The 15,862-nt window shown below is 61.6% G+C and carries 17 protein-coding genes; all 17 read left to right on the plus strand.

What is annotated here, in order from left to right; all coding sequences use genetic code 11:
- The first annotated feature begins 142 nt into the window (after nucleotides 1-142).
- The 17 genes from repC (at nucleotide 143) to ACP159_RS17630 (ending at nucleotide 15,855) form a co-directional block, all read left to right on the plus strand.
- The gene (gene repC / locus ACP159_RS17550) at nucleotides 143-1,354 is read left to right on the plus strand and encodes a plasmid replication protein RepC (RefSeq protein WP_425100999.1); all 1,212 of its coding nucleotides are present in this window, start codon (nucleotides 143-145) and stop codon (nucleotides 1,352-1,354) included.
- Nucleotides 1,355-1,532: 178 nt separating this feature from the next.
- Nucleotides 1,533-3,695, plus strand: coding sequence for a ParB/RepB/Spo0J family partition protein (locus tag ACP159_RS17555; RefSeq protein ID WP_425101000.1), 2,163 nt, complete (start codon nucleotides 1,533-1,535; stop codon nucleotides 3,693-3,695).
- A gap of 99 nt (nucleotides 3,696-3,794) precedes the next feature.
- Nucleotides 3,795-4,268 (plus strand): hypothetical protein, encoded by a 474-nt coding sequence (locus ACP159_RS17560; protein WP_425101001.1) that lies wholly within the window; start codon nucleotides 3,795-3,797, stop codon nucleotides 4,266-4,268.
- 404 nt (nucleotides 4,269-4,672) lie between these two features.
- Nucleotides 4,673-4,837, plus strand: a complete 165-nt coding sequence (locus ACP159_RS17565) for a hypothetical protein (protein ID WP_425101002.1) — start codon at nucleotides 4,673-4,675, stop codon at nucleotides 4,835-4,837.
- 1,033 nt (nucleotides 4,838-5,870) lie between these two features.
- Nucleotides 5,871-6,275 (plus strand): single-stranded DNA-binding protein, encoded by a 405-nt coding sequence (locus ACP159_RS17570; RefSeq protein WP_425101003.1) that lies wholly within the window; start codon nucleotides 5,871-5,873, stop codon nucleotides 6,273-6,275.
- Between the two features lie 377 nt (nucleotides 6,276-6,652).
- Entirely contained in the window at nucleotides 6,653-7,675 is a 1,023-nt protein-coding gene (locus ACP159_RS17575; protein WP_425101004.1) for an AraC family transcriptional regulator, read from the plus strand.
- 96 nt (nucleotides 7,676-7,771) lie between these two features.
- Nucleotides 7,772-8,965 (plus strand): serine hydrolase domain-containing protein, encoded by a 1,194-nt coding sequence (locus tag ACP159_RS17580; RefSeq protein WP_425101005.1) that lies wholly within the window; start codon nucleotides 7,772-7,774, stop codon nucleotides 8,963-8,965.
- 383 nt (nucleotides 8,966-9,348) lie between these two features.
- Entirely contained in the window at nucleotides 9,349-10,548 is a 1,200-nt protein-coding gene (locus tag ACP159_RS17585; RefSeq protein ID WP_425101006.1) for a DUF932 domain-containing protein, read from the plus strand.
- Nucleotides 10,549-10,672: 124 nt separating this feature from the next.
- Entirely contained in the window at nucleotides 10,673-11,113 is a 441-nt protein-coding gene (locus tag ACP159_RS17590; protein ID WP_425101007.1) for a JAB domain-containing protein, read from the plus strand.
- Between the two features lie 309 nt (nucleotides 11,114-11,422).
- Complete coding sequence (locus ACP159_RS17595; RefSeq protein WP_425101008.1) at nucleotides 11,423-11,740, plus strand: hypothetical protein; 318 nt, start codon at nucleotides 11,423-11,425, stop codon at nucleotides 11,738-11,740.
- Between the two features lie 95 nt (nucleotides 11,741-11,835).
- Entirely contained in the window at nucleotides 11,836-12,291 is a 456-nt protein-coding gene (locus ACP159_RS17600) for a DUF6878 family protein (RefSeq protein WP_425101009.1), read from the plus strand.
- Between the two features lie 72 nt (nucleotides 12,292-12,363).
- A complete protein-coding gene (locus tag ACP159_RS17605) occupies nucleotides 12,364-12,783 on the plus strand; it encodes a hypothetical protein (RefSeq protein ID WP_425101010.1) in 420 nt (139 codons plus the stop codon).
- The gene (locus ACP159_RS17610; protein ID WP_425101011.1) at nucleotides 12,776-13,420 is read left to right on the plus strand and encodes an antitoxin of toxin-antitoxin stability system; all 645 of its coding nucleotides are present in this window, start codon (nucleotides 12,776-12,778) and stop codon (nucleotides 13,418-13,420) included. Before ACP159_RS17605 ends, ACP159_RS17610 begins: the two co-directional genes overlap by 8 nt.
- 64 nt (nucleotides 13,421-13,484) lie before the next feature.
- A complete protein-coding gene (locus ACP159_RS17615; protein WP_425101012.1) occupies nucleotides 13,485-13,886 on the plus strand; it encodes an antitoxin Xre-like helix-turn-helix domain-containing protein in 402 nt (133 codons plus the stop codon).
- Nucleotides 13,883-14,584, plus strand: a complete 702-nt coding sequence (locus tag ACP159_RS17620; RefSeq protein WP_425101013.1) for an RES family NAD+ phosphorylase — start codon at nucleotides 13,883-13,885, stop codon at nucleotides 14,582-14,584. The genes ACP159_RS17615 and ACP159_RS17620 overlap by 4 nt, the downstream gene beginning before the upstream one ends.
- A gap of 231 nt (nucleotides 14,585-14,815) precedes the next feature.
- Nucleotides 14,816-15,280: a helix-turn-helix domain-containing protein gene (locus tag ACP159_RS17625; protein WP_425101014.1), complete on the plus strand. Its 465-nt coding sequence runs from the start codon at nucleotides 14,816-14,818 to the stop codon at nucleotides 15,278-15,280.
- A complete protein-coding gene (locus tag ACP159_RS17630; RefSeq protein WP_425101015.1) occupies nucleotides 15,277-15,855 on the plus strand; it encodes a PIN domain-containing protein in 579 nt (192 codons plus the stop codon). The genes ACP159_RS17625 and ACP159_RS17630 overlap by 4 nt, the downstream gene beginning before the upstream one ends.
- The last annotated feature ends 7 nt before the right edge of the window (nucleotides 15,856-15,862 follow it).

Consider the following 15,862-nt stretch of genomic DNA (forward strand, 5'->3'; position numbering starts at 1 on the left):
AGACCTTTGTAAGGTTTCGCACCGGGATCAGCCCGCTACAAAATCTCAGTTTTCGCACCTCTGAATGTAGCGTTCTGGCCCCTACCCCGCAAGCGCAAAGCGATTCGCGGGCCGTAGAAATTTTGCCTTCGTGAACGTTTTCATGGAGTACACACCGATTTCGCCGTTTATGCGGCCGATCTCGCATGCCAATCTGCGCGTGATCGAGCGACCCGAGGCATCTATTCCGGGCAGACCCGTCAATAAATGGGAACTCCTGCGCGAGCTCTCGAAGGCGCAAGCGACATTTGGCGTGTCAGAACGTGATTTGACTGTTTTGCAGGGGCTCCTCAGCTTCTTTCCAGACGATTCACTTGGCGGGAACGCCGAGATGGTCGTCTTCCCCTCGAACAAGGCGATCTGTGAGCGCCTGAATGGTATGCCCTGCTCCACGATGCGTCGTCACCTCGCGCGTCTTATCGAGGCTGGTTTGCTCCATCGGCGCGATAGCCCCAATGGGAAGCGCTATGTCCGCAAGCACGGCGCAGAGCGCGTCGCCTTTGGCTTCGATCTTTCCCCGCTCTATTACCAGTCCGAGGAAATCGCGCGGGCCGCAGAGGCCGTACGTGAGGCTGAGGAGCGCGTCAGGCGCCTGAGAGAGGTCGTAAGCCTCATGCGGCGTGATCTCGCGGCCCTCGCAGAGTTCGGAGACGAGTTGCAGCCGGGCCTGCGCATCTGGGATCAGATTCGCGACAAAGCTGTCCTCATAGCTCGCGCGCTTCGCCGCAAGCTTACCAGTGACGACCTCTCGACTTATCGAGCCGATCTTGAAGCTCTCCTCGACCAGGCACGCAACATCATTGATGGCCCTGAAACAGAAGAAATGAACACCAATGGTGCCCAATCCGAGCGTCACCATCATAATTCAAATAAAGAATCTATAGAATTTGAACCTGCTTTAGAAAAAAATGCGGCAGCGTCCGGCGTGCCAGATGTGGACACGAATGAGCTTGTGGCTAGCGTTGATGAACAGGACAGAAGACACCTGCCAAAAATCCCGATCCACCTGGTGATCGCGGCATGTCCCTCCCTCAAAACCTTCTACCAAGGCGAAATCCGGCATTGGCATCAACTTTTCGATGCTGCCTGCCATGTACGGCCTGCCATGGGGATTAGTGCGTCTGTATGGGAAGAAGCCCAGCGGTTCATGGGTCCGGAGCAAGCGTCGATCGTCGTTGCTGCCATGCTGGAACGCTTTGAGGACATCAGATCGCCTGGTGGATACTTGCGAGCTCTGACTGCCAAAGCTACGGCCGGTGAGTTTTCCTGTGGGCCGATGGTCATGGCATTGTTTGGGCGACGATCCGCAGCTTAACAGCTGTTAAGCTGCACTCTGTGGACTGTTTCGCCACCTCGGGATTGGCGACTTAACAGCTGTTAAGTTCCAGTCTCGGAAGCCTCAGAATAAGAGAGGGAAAGGTTTGTTGGTTTGAGGGGTGACGGGAAGTGAGATCGGGAGAGTGGCTTCCGGCGCCCGTCGTGGAGAAGATCTGATGGCGAAACCTGCCCAGAAAGTCACCCTGTCCCCGTCCCGGGACATTCCCTTCGACAAGCTCTTGCTGAGCCAGGCCAACGTCCGGCGCATCAAGGCCGGCATCTCGGTCGAGGAACTGGCCGAAGACATCGCCCGCCGCGGGTTGCTGCAGAGCCTGAGCGTTCGGCCCGTTCTGGCGGATGATGGGTCCGACACCGGTAAGTTCGAAATCCCCGCTGGCGGTCGGCGCTTCCAGGCCCTGTCACTCCTGGTGAAGCAGAAACGCTTGGCCAAGACGACGCCCATTCCCTGCATCGTGCGGGATGCCAATTCTGCGATCCTCGCCGAAGACGACTCGCTCGCTGAGAACATGCAGCGCGCTGCCCTGCATCCGCTCGATCAGTTCCGCGCTTTCGTGGCGCTGCGGGAGAAGGGTCAGGGCGATGAGGAGATCGCGGCCGCTTTCTTCGTCACGCCGCAGGTGGTCAAACAGCGCCTGAAACTCGCCGCCGTGGCCCCTGCCCTGCTCGAGCTTTATGCCGACGACGAGATGACGCTGGAGCAGCTGATGGCCTTCACGGTTAATCCGGATCATGAACGCCAGGTTCAGGTCTGGGAGGCGATCAAGTCCTCCTGGAACAAGGAACCCTACCAGATCCGGCGGTTCCTGACGGAAACCTCCGTGCGCGCGTCCGATCGTCGTGCGGTTTTTGTCGGTGTCAAGGCCTATGAGGCTGCTGGCGGCGCCATGTTGCATGACCTGTTTCAGGGCGATGACGGTGGCTGGCTAGAAGACCCTGCCCTGCTCGATCGTCTGGTCAGCGAGAAGCTCCAGGCTGAAGCCGAAGTCATAGCGACCGAAGGTTGGAAATGGATCGAGGTCTCGCTCGACCTGCCCTATGGCTACACCCACGGCCTGCGGCGGTTGAGCGGAGACCCGGCGCCGATGACGGATGACGAAGGCGTGGCGCACGCCAAACTGCTTGCCGAGTATCGCGCGCTTGAAGAGGAATACGAGGGTCAGGATGAACTCCCCGAAGAGGTCGATACGCGTCTTGGCGTGTTGGAAGTCGCGATGGAGAAACTCGAAGCCCGTCCGCTGATCTTCGATACGGAAGACGTCGCGCGGGCAGGGGCCTTTGTGACGCTTGATCGGTATGGCGAGCTTGCCGTCCATCGGGGCTTTGTCCGGCCCGAGGATGAGCCTCGGGAAGAGATCGACGTCCACAGCGGTGAACCGGTGGCAGACGGGCAGGGCGGTGATGTCGAGGCTTCAGCGTCGAACAACGCGGGGGGCGCGATGATCACCTTTGGGGGACAGGCGCTCGAGGAAACCACTGCTGACGATGAGGACGAAGGCGCCTTGAAGCCCTTGCCCGAGCGGCTGCTCATGGAACTGACGGCGCACCGGACATTGGCATTGCGGGAAGCTGTCGGGCGGTCTCCGGACGTCGCTTTGACGCTGCTGCTCATAAAGCTCGTGGGCGACACCTTCCGGACGTCCAATTCGGCTGGTAGCTGCCTCGAGGCTTCGGTGCGTCACGTCTACATGTCCGCGCAGGCCAGCGATCTGAAAGACAGCGTGGTGGCCAAGCTGGTGGACGACCGCCACGCGGAGTGGGAGGCCGACTTGCCGCTTGGCGACGATGCCGCTCTCTGGGATTACCTGACCGCCCTTGATCAAGGGAGCCGCCTGTCGCTGTTGGCGCATTGCCTCAGCTTCGGGATCAATGCGCTGCATGAGAAGGTGAACCCGTATGGTGCCGGTATCTCCGCCAGCGGTTTGACCAAGCGGATGACCCAGTCCGACTTGGTCGCACGGGCGGTCGAACTCGACATGGTCGAGGCGGGCTGGGAGCCGACGGCCGATACCTACCTGAACCGCGTGCCCAAGGCCCGGATCCTCGAGGCCGTGCGCGAGGCGAAAGGGGAGGGGACGGCGCAACTCCTCGATCACCTGAAGAAGGGCGAGATGGCGACCGAAGCCGAGCGTCTTCTGAAAGGCAGCGGTTGGTTGCCGGACGTTCTTCGCCGCCACGATCTGGAGGCTCTCGATGGTGCGGAAGGGCAGGGGGCGTCTGACGACGAAATCGACCCTGATCCGGCCGATAGTGTCGATCTGCCCGCCTTCCTCACCGCTGAATTGCCCGGTGATGAGGCGTCGAAAGTGGCCGCGGAGTGACCTGAGCCAACTTGGGGCGGGAAAATCCGCCCTAAATACACTTAAATTGAACTTTATCAATGAGATGGACGCCGATCTTGGCGTTCTGGATGAGGAATCATGTCTGCAACGACCATTCTCGACACCGCGCCCCTCGGGGCGCTCATTCGCTACACTGACTACAGCCCCAAACCACCTGCGCGGTTCACCAAAAAGCTTGCCGCTTGGGAGCGTTCGAACGGCGTGGGCCGTCTCGTCAAGAAGGAGCCACCGCGACCCTATCCGACCTGGACGGCGCCAGCGTCGTTCACGCTGCACGAGGGGAATTTCTCCTCGGATGGGGTCATTCTTGTCACCATCATGCGAACGCACTCGGCGGATAGCGCCTTGACCTTCGAGGTCGCTGAGGAACCACAGCCCGGACAGGTGCGCGTCCTGCTGGATTTCGGCGGGTGCACCGAGCTGCTCCACCTCGCCGAGTCTGTTTCGGCTGCCGAGCTTTGGATTTCAAAGGAAGGCCATCGCAACGCGCGGCTGGAGATTGTCGGCGAAGAAGACGCCGGTCGGGCAGGGGGCGCGGAGCTTGCCGCCTGAGCATATGTAGAACCCGAGGGGCCCACCAATGCGCGGGCCTCTCACCCATCAAGACCTTGTCCTGCAAGATCGCTGGGCACCATAGGGTCCATCCAACAAGGAATGAGGTCTTCTACCAAATGCCTGCCCGAGAGGCTGGCAGCGAAAGCATCAGGGGGACACCCGGCTCCAGTCAGCGGTCGCACCATCCCCCGCTCGCCATTCCCTTCCTTGCCCCAAATCCTGTCTTGGAGATCAACCCACATCAAGGGGTCGGACTACGGGCGAGCCCGTGCCGCCGGCTGGATTCGGCCACGTTTCACTTTCGAGGCCGAACGCACCCGGTGATGTCAGCCAGTCTTTGGGCCTGCGGGGGCCTGTCGCGCGGGGGATGGTCCTCCGCCTCCAAGACAGGAGCCAAACAGATGTCCCGCAAAGATGCTCACGCCTTCGCCGCCTCCCTCGCCGCCACGCTCATGGTTTCGATCGTCGTCTTCCAGGCCGGTGATGGAACCTATGGTGCCGTCCCCGCCGATGAAATCGACGGAGACGAGGTCGTGATCATATCGGAATACGACCCACTCGGGTGAGGCTTCGGCCTCACTTTCTTCGGGCTCAGGCACGGCACAGACGCGCCTTTGGACGCGGGACACCCCGATGGGGTGACCCGGTCGCTCGGACGGTGGCTCGGACGGACAACGTCCCGGAATCCGGCATCGGCTGCTCCACTGGGCAGCCTTTCAGAATTCGGTCGAAACTTTTGCTCTGACGCCCAGCGGGATGTCGCGGCGTTCATTGCACTGGTCGTGACGTCCATTGTCCGGTGGTTTCACGGTCCGCATGTCCTCGGCACCGACGATCAGAGGCGCGCAGTCGTCTTTAGGGAAACGCTGGCAGGGCAGTGTAGTTAAGAGCAGCCAACACCAGCGGTGGTCGGGACGCACCAAACCGTTCCCACTGCGCAGGTTGGGGAACCACACTCAGTCTGGGCATGCGTCGCGGACACATGCGCGGGGTGTTCGTCCCTTGGCCATTGGAGGCGCCTGTCGGAACGTGACCTTTGTGTCTGCGGGTTTCGCATCCAGAGGTCGCCCCCAAACATACGACGATCCCCTTCAGTGGAGTCGGCCATGGCGTCGACCTTCAGCTTTTCGGTATCCATGTCGACTGCACGTTATGGTTGAATTTAGGCGATTGTGCATCGTGTCCACTGGACCCGGCATTTGCTGTCCGTCTCGGACAGAACATGCACCGTCCACGAGGCGAAGGCGCGAGGCGGGGCGAGAACTCTTTTGGTGAGTGTAGGTGCCGCCACGGAGCTGGGTATGGGGTCAACCTGTCTCGATGGGCTAGGTGACAGGGTTCGGCATGGGCTCCCTGCGCCTCTCTGTCTTCTGGTGCCATCCCTTCGACTGACAATCCCCTAATCCCGTTCGTCTGCCTGCGCGCAACCCCGCGTCGGCCCTGGCCGTGTCGGTCGTGTGCCACGACCAGCCCGCTCCACCCAGGTCCTTTGGGGGTTTCCGGCGTCCGTTTCGTCCACCGTGCACGCGTCATCCGACGGGCTTCTTCCGGGTCTTGTCGAAGGGACGGTCCCGAAGACAGGAAACACAGGAGCTTATCATGCAGAACATCGTCATCCTCGCCGGCAACATCGGTCAGACCCCCGAAACCCGCACCGCCCAAAGCGGCACCAAGATCACCACCTTCAGCCTCGCAACCTCGCGCCCCCGCCTCTCGGAAGGCCGTGTGATGCGCGACGAGAACGGCTACCGGGTCATGGACACCGAATGGCACCGCATCACCTGCTTCAACGGTCTCGGCAAGACGGTCGCCGAGCATTGCGAAAAGGGCATGAAGGTCCTCGTCCACGGCCGCATCCACTACACCAAGTGGATCGACAGCATGGGCAACGACCGCTACGGCTGCGAGATCATCGCCGAGAAGGTCGACTTCCTGAGCCGTCCGAAGTCGGCCGAGAACGAAAACCCCGAGCTGGTCGACCGGGACGACGAAATCCCGTTCTGAGGAACGGGTCTCCCCCTCGGGCCCGGCGGGCAACCGCCGGGTTCAGGTAGTTTCGGCCCAAAGTTGCCGTTCACCACCGGTCTCCGCCGCTGCGTTGTGGCCTGTGGGTCCGGACATTCGCTGCCGCCAAATGAGAAACGTTTGGACGAACCGGCCTACTGGTGTGGTGGGCTTGGTCGAAAGTGAGACAGAAAGAGATCACGCCTAAGAAGCCGCAGGTCGGACAAGTCAATGACAAGCTGCTTGGTCGCCGCGCTACGGCTCCGCCCCGAACGAAGTCGGTGTTTGCGACCAAAGTCCATGCGTCCAAATCCCGACCAACCGGGGGGCTTTGTGCTATACTGATCCGGTTGATGCATCGTAGGGAGGCGTTGCAGATGTTGGAAGAAGCTTTGATCAGGGATGTGCATGGCGCACAGATCCAGCATGCAGGCCCAACGCGGTCCGCAGACTGGGACGAGGTTCAGGAGTTCTGCCGGTCTGTCTATATGCCTTATCGCGTACAACCGCTTGAGCGGTTATCAAGGCCGGACGCCACGATGATATCCGCCAGAGCCGGACGCGTGACGATGACGCGATTTTCCTATGGCACCGGTATTTACCTCGACCAGTTTGATCCCGAGGCCGGCAACATCCTTGTGCTTAACACCTTGCGCGGGGCCTTGAATCACCAGTGTCTGGGCGCGCCGGCTCAAACCGGGGCGGGCGACAGTTTCGTCGTCGATTGTTCCCGAACCGACTACTGGCTGGAAGGCGATCCCGACCACATGCAGCTTAACCTCACCATCGCGCATCAGGTGATGGAGGAGACCGCTGAACGTTGGTTCGGTTTCGTCCCCGATGACCGGCTTTGGACGAGCCGGATCAAGTTCGGGGGAGCGAATTCGGCTTGGCTGAAGCTGTTGGGCTATGCAGCGCAGAGCGTGAGTGAACCCGGGTCCACTGCCGCTGACGGGCCGCTGGGACGACATTTGGAGGAAATCATTTGCCTTGAGCTTCTGCGCCAATGGGCTGCAGGGGCTGGTGTTCGACTTGATGACGGAGCGCGTGCGGCGGCGCCGCGATATGTGCGGCAGGCCGAAGAGATTTTCGAGACCGAGGCACGGCAGGCCCCCAGCGTCGGGGACGTGGCGCGACGCGTCGGTGTTTCGGCAAGGACCCTGTCTGGCGGCTTCACGCGCTTCCGCGGGGTGTCGCCGAGGGCGTTTCTCTCCGCGCGTCGGCTTGACGGGCTGCGTGCGGACTTGCTGGCAGCCTCGGGCGACAGGACCGTTAGCGAGATCGCTGCGGACTGGGGGTTCGTCAATTTTGGCGCTTTGGCGGGGCGCTATTGCGACCGATTTGGGGAGTTGCCGTCGCACACACTGGCCCGGTCACAGCGAAAACAAAGCCTGAACTGACTTTGCTTCCGATCTCGGACAGTGTCTGCCGGTCGCGGACAGACCGTCGAAAACCCGCGCCCTATCGTCCCTGACAGTTCATCAAGGGAGGAGACGATGACAGATCTCAAATCCAGCTGTGACACCATTCTGAACGGTGTTGTTTCAAGTGACCCAAGGGTGCCGGGTGTGGTGGCCATGGTGACCGACCGCGACGGCGACATCTATTCCGGGGCCGCCGGTGAGCGGCGCCTTGGCGGCGATGCGATGACCGAAGACACGGTTATGGCCATCTTTTCGACCACCAAGGCGATCGCGGGGACGGCAGCCCTTCAATGCGTAGAAGAGGGGCTTCTGGACCTCGACGCGCCCGCGAAAACCTACGCGCCCGCCATTGGCGAGCTGCAGGTGATCGACGGCTTCGACGAAGCTGGGCGGCCCCGGCTGCGGGCACCGAAAAGCGACATCACGACCCGGCAGCTCATGCTGCATACCGCCGGCTTCGGTTATGATTTCTTCAATGAAACCTATGCCCGTATGGCAACCGATCATGGGCAGCCATCGGTGGTGACCGGCTCCCGTGCCTGTATTGAGACGCCGCTTCTGTTTGATCCGGGCGAGCGCTGGGAATACGGCACCAACATCGACTGGGTCGGCCAGGTGGTCGAGGGCATCCGCGGCAAGCGGTTGGGCGAGGTGATGCGCGAACGGGTCTTCGATCCGCTGGGCATGCAGGACATCGCCTTCACCCGCACCGACGCGATGAAGGCCAGGACGGCCACGATCCACGCCCGTGGCGAGGACGGTTCGCTGACCCCGATGGACGATTTTGCGCTTCCCGATGATCCCGAGGTTCACATGGGCGGACATGGGCTTTATGGGACGGTGCCCGAGTATATGAAGTTCATCCGGATGTGGCTGAACGACGGAGACGGGCCGAACGGGCGCGTGCTGAAACCTGAGACGGTCGAATGGGCTGTGAAGGGCGCACTTGTACCACCGCAAAAGGTGACGATGTTGCCGGGCGTCATCCCTACGCTGTCCAATGACGCCGAATTCTTTCCGGGGCTTGCCAAGGATTGGTCCTATACCTTCATGGTCAACTCCGAAAAGGCGCCAACCGGGCGACCCTCGGGCGCCATCGGATGGGCCGGCCTCGCCAACTGCTTCTACTGGATCGATCGCGCGGGTGGTTTCGGCGGATACTGGGCCACGCAGATCCTGCCCTTCGGTGACGCAGTATCTTTCACCGGTTACATGGCCTTTGAAACGGCGGTCTATGAGGCGCTGCAAAAAACACAGGCTGCGTAGGATCCGATCCTGCGACGGTCGCGCACGGGGATCGGCGTCGCCTGTCCCCGTGACCCAACGACCAGTCCTTTCCATGCTTGATAAAAAACCGTCCTCCGTCGGCTCGCCAAGGTTTATTCTGCCTTGATGGCGTGCGTCGACCACCTAAAACTCACGCTTCGACTCGGCCCTTTGATCAACAATATGCGTCGGGCGAGGTTGGCAAGGTTAGGGTGGGAGTAGTTCCGCCAAGAATGACTGCTTTCCAAGGTTCACATCTGGATTTCGCCCCCGTAGCGAAGGTCCGGAATCCGCCCTTTTCAGAGTAAGAGGAGTGCCGGTTTTTCCGTGACGGGTTGAGGGTTGGGAGAGTGGCTCCCGGCGCCTGTCACGGGAGATAACCGATGGGTGTTGTGGAAGTTCTGGATCCGGTCGCACCGATGCGGGCTGGTGGCTGGAAAGTGGATGTGAGCCGGGGCGAGCGGAACGGGCGGGTGTCGTCCGAATGGTTCAATCGGCCGGATGACGAGCGGTATCTGTCGCTCGACGACCTCTGGGCGAGCGTGAAGGGTCGGTCCGAGCGCAGTCGTAGCCGGGTGGTGCAGACGGCGGACATCCGGGTCGAGGCCGCGCGCGACAACCCAGAGCGGTTGCACCTGATGCTGCCGAAGGCACATGAACCGGTCGCGCCCACGCATTGGGCGTTCGGCCAGCTCGCCAGCATTGTTGGCGCTCCGGCCTCCTACCTGCGGCAGCTTCCCGCACCGTTGGCGGGGATCAACCTGCAATACGGCCTGACCAACCACCGCGCCGAGCAGGTGAAGACCTTCGAGACCGAGGATGGCCGCACGGAACTGCGCGCCGTGACCGGCCCCGACTACGGCCGCATCCATGACTTCGAGCTTGTCGAGGCGGTGCAGCGCATCGCGGGCAATGGCACGGGCGACACGCGCTGGAAGGTTCCGGGTGTGCTCGACTGGTCGACCGGGGTCTACAACCCCGACGTCGAAATCAGCCGCGACACGACCACGCTCTATGCCTCGGACCGCGACGTCTTCCTGTTCCTGGTCGACGATCGCAACCCGATCGAGGCGGGCAAGCTGGCGGACGGCTCTCCCGATCTCTACTTCCGGGGATTTTACTGCTGGAACTCCGAGGTGGGCGCGAAGACGCTCGGCATGGCGAGCTTCTACTTGCGGGCGGTGTGCCAGAACCGGAACCTGTGGGGCGTCGAGGACTTCCAGGAGATCAAGATCCGCCACTCTAAATACGCCGCCTCGCGCTTCGCCCATGAGGCCGCACCCGCGCTGACGCGTTTTGCCAATTCTTCGCCGCAAGGGTTCATGAACGGGATCAAGGCGGCGCGGCAGCAGATCGTGGCGCGCAGCGACGAGGATCGCGCGGATTTCTTGCGCAAGCGGGGCTTTTCAAAGGCCGAGTCCGGCAAGATCATTGAGAAGGTGCTGATGGAAGAAGGCCGCCCGCCCGAGAGCATCTTTGATTTTGTGCAGGGGATCACGCGGCTTGCGCGCGACAAGACCCAGCAGGATGCGCGCCTCGATATGGAAGGTCGGGCCAAAAAGCTGCTTGACCGGGTTGGCTGACGCGAAGTCCCGTCACGGCGACCGCCTGCCAATGCGGCGGTCGCTTCATTTCCCTTCCACATGTACGCCACCTGCCTTGGTCTTTTGGGCAGGGCGGGCGCGTACGCATTGCAGTGAGACCGATATGACCCCGCAAGAAGAAACCATCGTCCTCGAGGCTCGCGACATCCTCGGTCGCTACCTCAGCCGGAACCCGGTTATCAGCAGCTGGCAAGCGTTGCTGGACTATTGCGCTTTGACCGTACGTGGCGACATCGAGCGGTTCCATGTCCTCTACCTGGACCGCAAGAACCGGATCATCTCGGACGAGTTGCTTGCGACGGGAACCGTCGATCACGTGCCGGTCTACCCGCGCGAAGTGATCAAGCGGGCGCTGATGCTGAACGCCAGCGCGCTGATCCTGATCCATAACCATCCCTCGGGCGATCCGACGCCATCCGAGGCCGATCTCGACATGACCAAGGCGATCCAAAAGGGCTGCGAAGTCCTCGGGCTGACGCTGCATGACCATGTCATCGTCGGTGCCGGAACCGAGTTGAGCCTGCGGACGCTTGGCAAGATCTGACGGCATTCGCCAGTTGGACCACCGCCCCCTCGAGGCAGAGGGCGGCGGTTTGGTCTTTGACGGTTTGAAGCGGGAAGAATGGCTTTCCGCGCCGTCGGAGACACGCCCATGTTCGACCTTCCTGTCCAATCCCCGGCATCACCACTGCAAGCGGATGTGCTACCGCACGTCGCCACGCAGGTTGCAGACCCGAGCCTGCCGTTCTCGCTGACCGTAGCCTGTCATGCGCCTACGGCAGTCATGTCCACTCGGGCCCGACCCAAGGTCCTGGACCGCTGCGCGACTCTGGCTGAGGCTATGCAGTCCGCAATGGATCACGCAGACGATTGCGCCCCGGGCGGCGCGCCACGCCTACTGACAATCCTTGACCGGGAGAGCCGTCTCGTTCTGGCCGGGGTGGTCAGCGACGGCTGTGTCGCCTGGTGCCATCCGGTCTCGAACGCCGCCGAGGCGCGGGCCGTTGTCTTCGAGGCGAGCCAGACCCGCTCGCAGGCCATCCGCGCGGCAGACTGGCAGGATCACGACATTGCACAGCGGTTGCGGCACCGGGCCGATTGTCTGGATGCCCGTCTCGTCGATCCTTTGTGGCGCGTCTTCGCGGCGCGGGCCCTGCAGATCGCGGCGTGACGGCCCAGAGTTCGAGAAGGGCAGGGGGGGTGAACCTGGCGGGGACGAGAGAGCGCCCGCGGTTCCCATCCATTCCCTCTTTCAAGGAGCCTCCAATGCTACCGTCTGAACCCACCCTCGTTGCCCCGATGCCGCCGTCCCGGGTCAATTTCGCGGCGCTGCACGCTGCCGAGCGAGATCGCGAAGCCCGGCGCAACCGCCTGCTCAAGACCAACAAGACCCGCTTCTTTGCGGCACTTTCATCGGCAGGTATCACCCATGTCGTCGCGGATTTTCGCGAGACAGAGGGCGCATGCGACGTGCACGCGGTCACCGCTTTCGCCGGGCCAACCGTCATGTCGTTCCCTGCGGCCCAGATACCCTACCTGGCCGTGACTTGGGACAATCCGGAGATCGAGCCCCGCATACTGTCTCTGCCGGAGGTCGCCGAACAACTGGTCTTCGATCTGCTTGAGGACATGCCGGGCATCATGGGCACGTTGTGCTTCGATGCCACCGCACGCTGCGTCCACCTCGATGTTCAGGGCGAGCCCGGCACGCAGGCCCCGTAGCCCGCGACCAATACCCATCTACACCCAGATGCCCAGCCTACCCGCTGGGCTTTCCCCTTCACGGAGGCTGCCATGGCAGATCACTTCACCCATTTCTCCTGTTTCATCGATGTCGGCGACCCCGAGCGCGCCGCGCAAGGCTACGAGGCGTTCATCGCCTTCCGAAACCGGGCCTTCGAGACCTCCGAGTCCCTATCTTGCGGCTTCGACCTTTCCATCCTGGATGACGCCACCGGATCGCGGCTCTGGATCCGCGACAGCGACACGGGCGATGTCGAGGCGGTCATCAAGTTCATCCTGCACCTCGCTGACCTGCTCGACCTCTCTGGCCTCTGGAGCTTCGAATACGCCCTGACCTGTTCCCGCCCGAGGCTCGGGGCCTTCGGGGGCGGTGCCCATGTCATCGACCTTGGTGCGCGCAAATCAATCGGCTGGACCACTACGCAGGACTGGCTTGCTGCCGCGCTGAACGGGGAGGACGCCCATGCCTGAGACGATCTACACGACGGTCTATCAGTTCACGGAACTCTCGGATGTTGCCAAGGAGAGGGCGCGCAGCTGGTATCGGGAACTTGGCCCGCATGACGATTGGTGGGATGCAGTTTACGAGGATTTCGAGCGGGTCTGTGAGATCCTCGGCATCACCCTGAAGACCACGCCCGTCCGCCTGATGGGCGGCGGCACACGGGCCAAGCCCTGCATTTGGTTCTCCGGCTTTTGGAGCCAAGGGGACGGCGCCTGTTTTGAAGGCTACCTCCGTCACGCCAAAGGCGCGTCCGCCCGCATCCGTGGTCACGCGCCGACGGACGAGACGCTGCACAACATCGCCGACCGGCTGCAGGCGATTCAGCGCCGGAATTTCTATCAACTTGCCGCCGAGGCCAGCCACCGTGGCCGGTACTATCACGAATACAGCATGTCGGTGGACGTCACGCGCGACAGCCCGACCTGGCAGCCGCCGACCGAAGACGCGGAAGACATCGTGACCGAGGCGCTGCGCGATTTGGCCCGCTGGCTCTACCGCCAGCTTGAGGCCGAATACGACCACCTCACCTCGGACGAGGCCATCGAGGAGGGGATCATCGCGGGCGCGTATACGTTCACGGAAGGAGGGCGGCGGTTCGGTTAACAAAGATCAACTGTAAGGTTCATGTGGTCTTTACAGAAAGTCCATATGATCTATATTCAGGTCAATGGAGAACGCCATGTACGTTGCTGAGAAAATCCGGGAACCCGCACAGATCAACGCCGTCGCGTTGAAAGCCTATGCCCGCGTGGCCGATGCCTGGGGTCTCAGCCTCAAGGAAGCGGCTGGCCTTGCTGACATGTCAGAGAGCACATGGAAGCGCGCCAAGAAGCCGGGTTTCGCGGGGGAACTGACCAAGGATCAACTGCTGCGGCTGAGCGCGGTCATCGGCATTTACAAGTCGCTCGAGCTCTACTTCTCGGAGACACTGGCAAGAAGCTGGTTCACCCGACCGAATAAGGGGCCGCTCTTTGGTGGCGGCCGACCAGTCGACACCGCCATCGACGGGGGGTTGCCGCAGATCCTCGCGGTTCGGACCTATCTTGATGCGTTGCGTGGTGGGGCATGAAGCATACCGAGATTTCCGATCGCGGTCTCGTTCGGCTCCTGCCTGCCACCTACCACAAGCCACCATCGCTGCGCGGTCTCGTCGATACCGATGACGAGATGGAGATCTTGGCAGAGATCGAGGGCCTGACCAGTGGACGTCTACAGGCCGAACGCGGGCGCAACCCGCATCTGGACCCGCGCGAACTCGCTTGGCAACGCCGCAGCCGCGATCTGCGCATCTATGGGGACAGTCACGTTAATGCCGCCTTCACTTACACCCGCGCCGGCGGAAACCGCTTCAACACCGAGGAGCGCGGCGCGTGGTACTGCGCATGGGATGTGATGGTTTCCGTCAGCGAAGTGGCCTGGCACCGCACGCGCGAACTCGGCTTTACCGGCAGCTTCCACGACAGCGCCCGCTACGTGGAACTGCTTGCCGATTTCATCGGCGTCTTCGACGATATGACCGATGAGGCAGGTCATCCGGCGCTGCATCCGGATACGGCTGTCGGGTATCCCGAGGGCCAAAGCCTGGCCGAGCATCTGCGTCGGGGCGGATCCAAGGGATTGATTTATCCTTCGGTCCGGGCTCCTGCACCTGGCGGGAATTGCTTGGTCTGCTTCGAGCCCCACGCAATTCAGAACGTCCGGCCGGGCGCGTCTTGGGATCTTGTGTGGGATGGGACACCGCACTACTCGATTGCGGCTGTTGTCTGATCCAAACTGGGTTGCCGCCCAAAACCGCTTGAACTTGGCTGTACGGTTCTCGGGGCAGAGGTGGGGATCGGTTTCACTCAGACTTCTTGTGCGCACGCGCGATCTGGCAATCTGGACGCGGCTATGTGCCAACTGATCAGCAGTCAACTTCAGTTGTTACACTTATTTCTGTTATTTCACTTGAGGGATCGCAACTCGAGCGTATATCAGGGAGGAAAACGGGAGAAACCGATGGCTCAGACGGAGAACACGACCGAAGACAGGGGGCTGATGGAACGGCCGCCTACGCGCGACGAGATTGATAGCGCGGCGCACGCCGCGACGGCGATCGCGGTCGCCATGGAGTTGGATGGCGGCCTGAAGGTTTCGGGCGAGAACGGTGAGGCCGTCAAAATCGCGCCTGCCGTCGGCCAACTGATCATCGAACTGCTGGGCCATGTCAGCAACGGCAATATGGTCACACTGGTGCCGGTGGGCACGATGCTGACGACGCAGGAAGCGGCAGACATGCTCAACATATCTCGACCTTACCTGACGAAGCTGCTCCTGCGCGGTGATATCAAATTCGAGCAGGTGGGATCGCACCGCCGGGTACGCATTGACGAGTTGATGCGTTATCGCGACGAGAAGGCCAAGAAGCAGGAAGCGGCTTTGGCCGACCTGGCGCGGTTGGGTCAGGAGTTTGACCAAGGATGAGCTTTGTCGCCAACCCGTTTGTGGTGGTGCTTGACGCCAATGTGCTTTTTCCTTTCAGAACCAGGGACGTTCTGTTCACCTTCGCGCAGGAAGGCCTTTTCCGCGCGCGGCTGACCGATGAAATCATTGATGAATGGACGCGCAACCTGATCCGCCTGAAGCCGCATCTTGAGGCGAGTGTACGCCAGCAGGAAGCGGCGATCCGGGAACATTTCGAGGAGTGCTTCGTGGAAGGGCACCGCCCATTGATCGCTGGCCTTGAATTGCCGGATCCTGATGATCGCCATGTCTTGGCGGCGGCAATCCGTTGTTCTGCGCAGGTCATCGTCACGGAAAACCTGCGCGACTTTCCATCTCAACAACTTGCGCCTTATGACATCGAAGCCCTCAGCGCTGACGACATGTTGGCAAATACCTATGCGCTGTTTCGGCAGGGCGGCGCTCGGGCCTTGAGGAAAGTGCGCCGACGCTATGGCAATCCGCCCATGACGTCTTCGGAGTTCCTGCTGGACCTTACCAAAAACGGCTTGTCCAAACTTGCCGCGCTTGCACGCCAGGACATCGAATACCTCTGACGGACAG

This window comes from Tropicibacter sp. S64, from assembly GCF_049803835.1.
In the GTDB taxonomy this organism is placed as follows: Bacteria; Pseudomonadota; Alphaproteobacteria; order Rhodobacterales; family Rhodobacteraceae; genus Pacificoceanicola.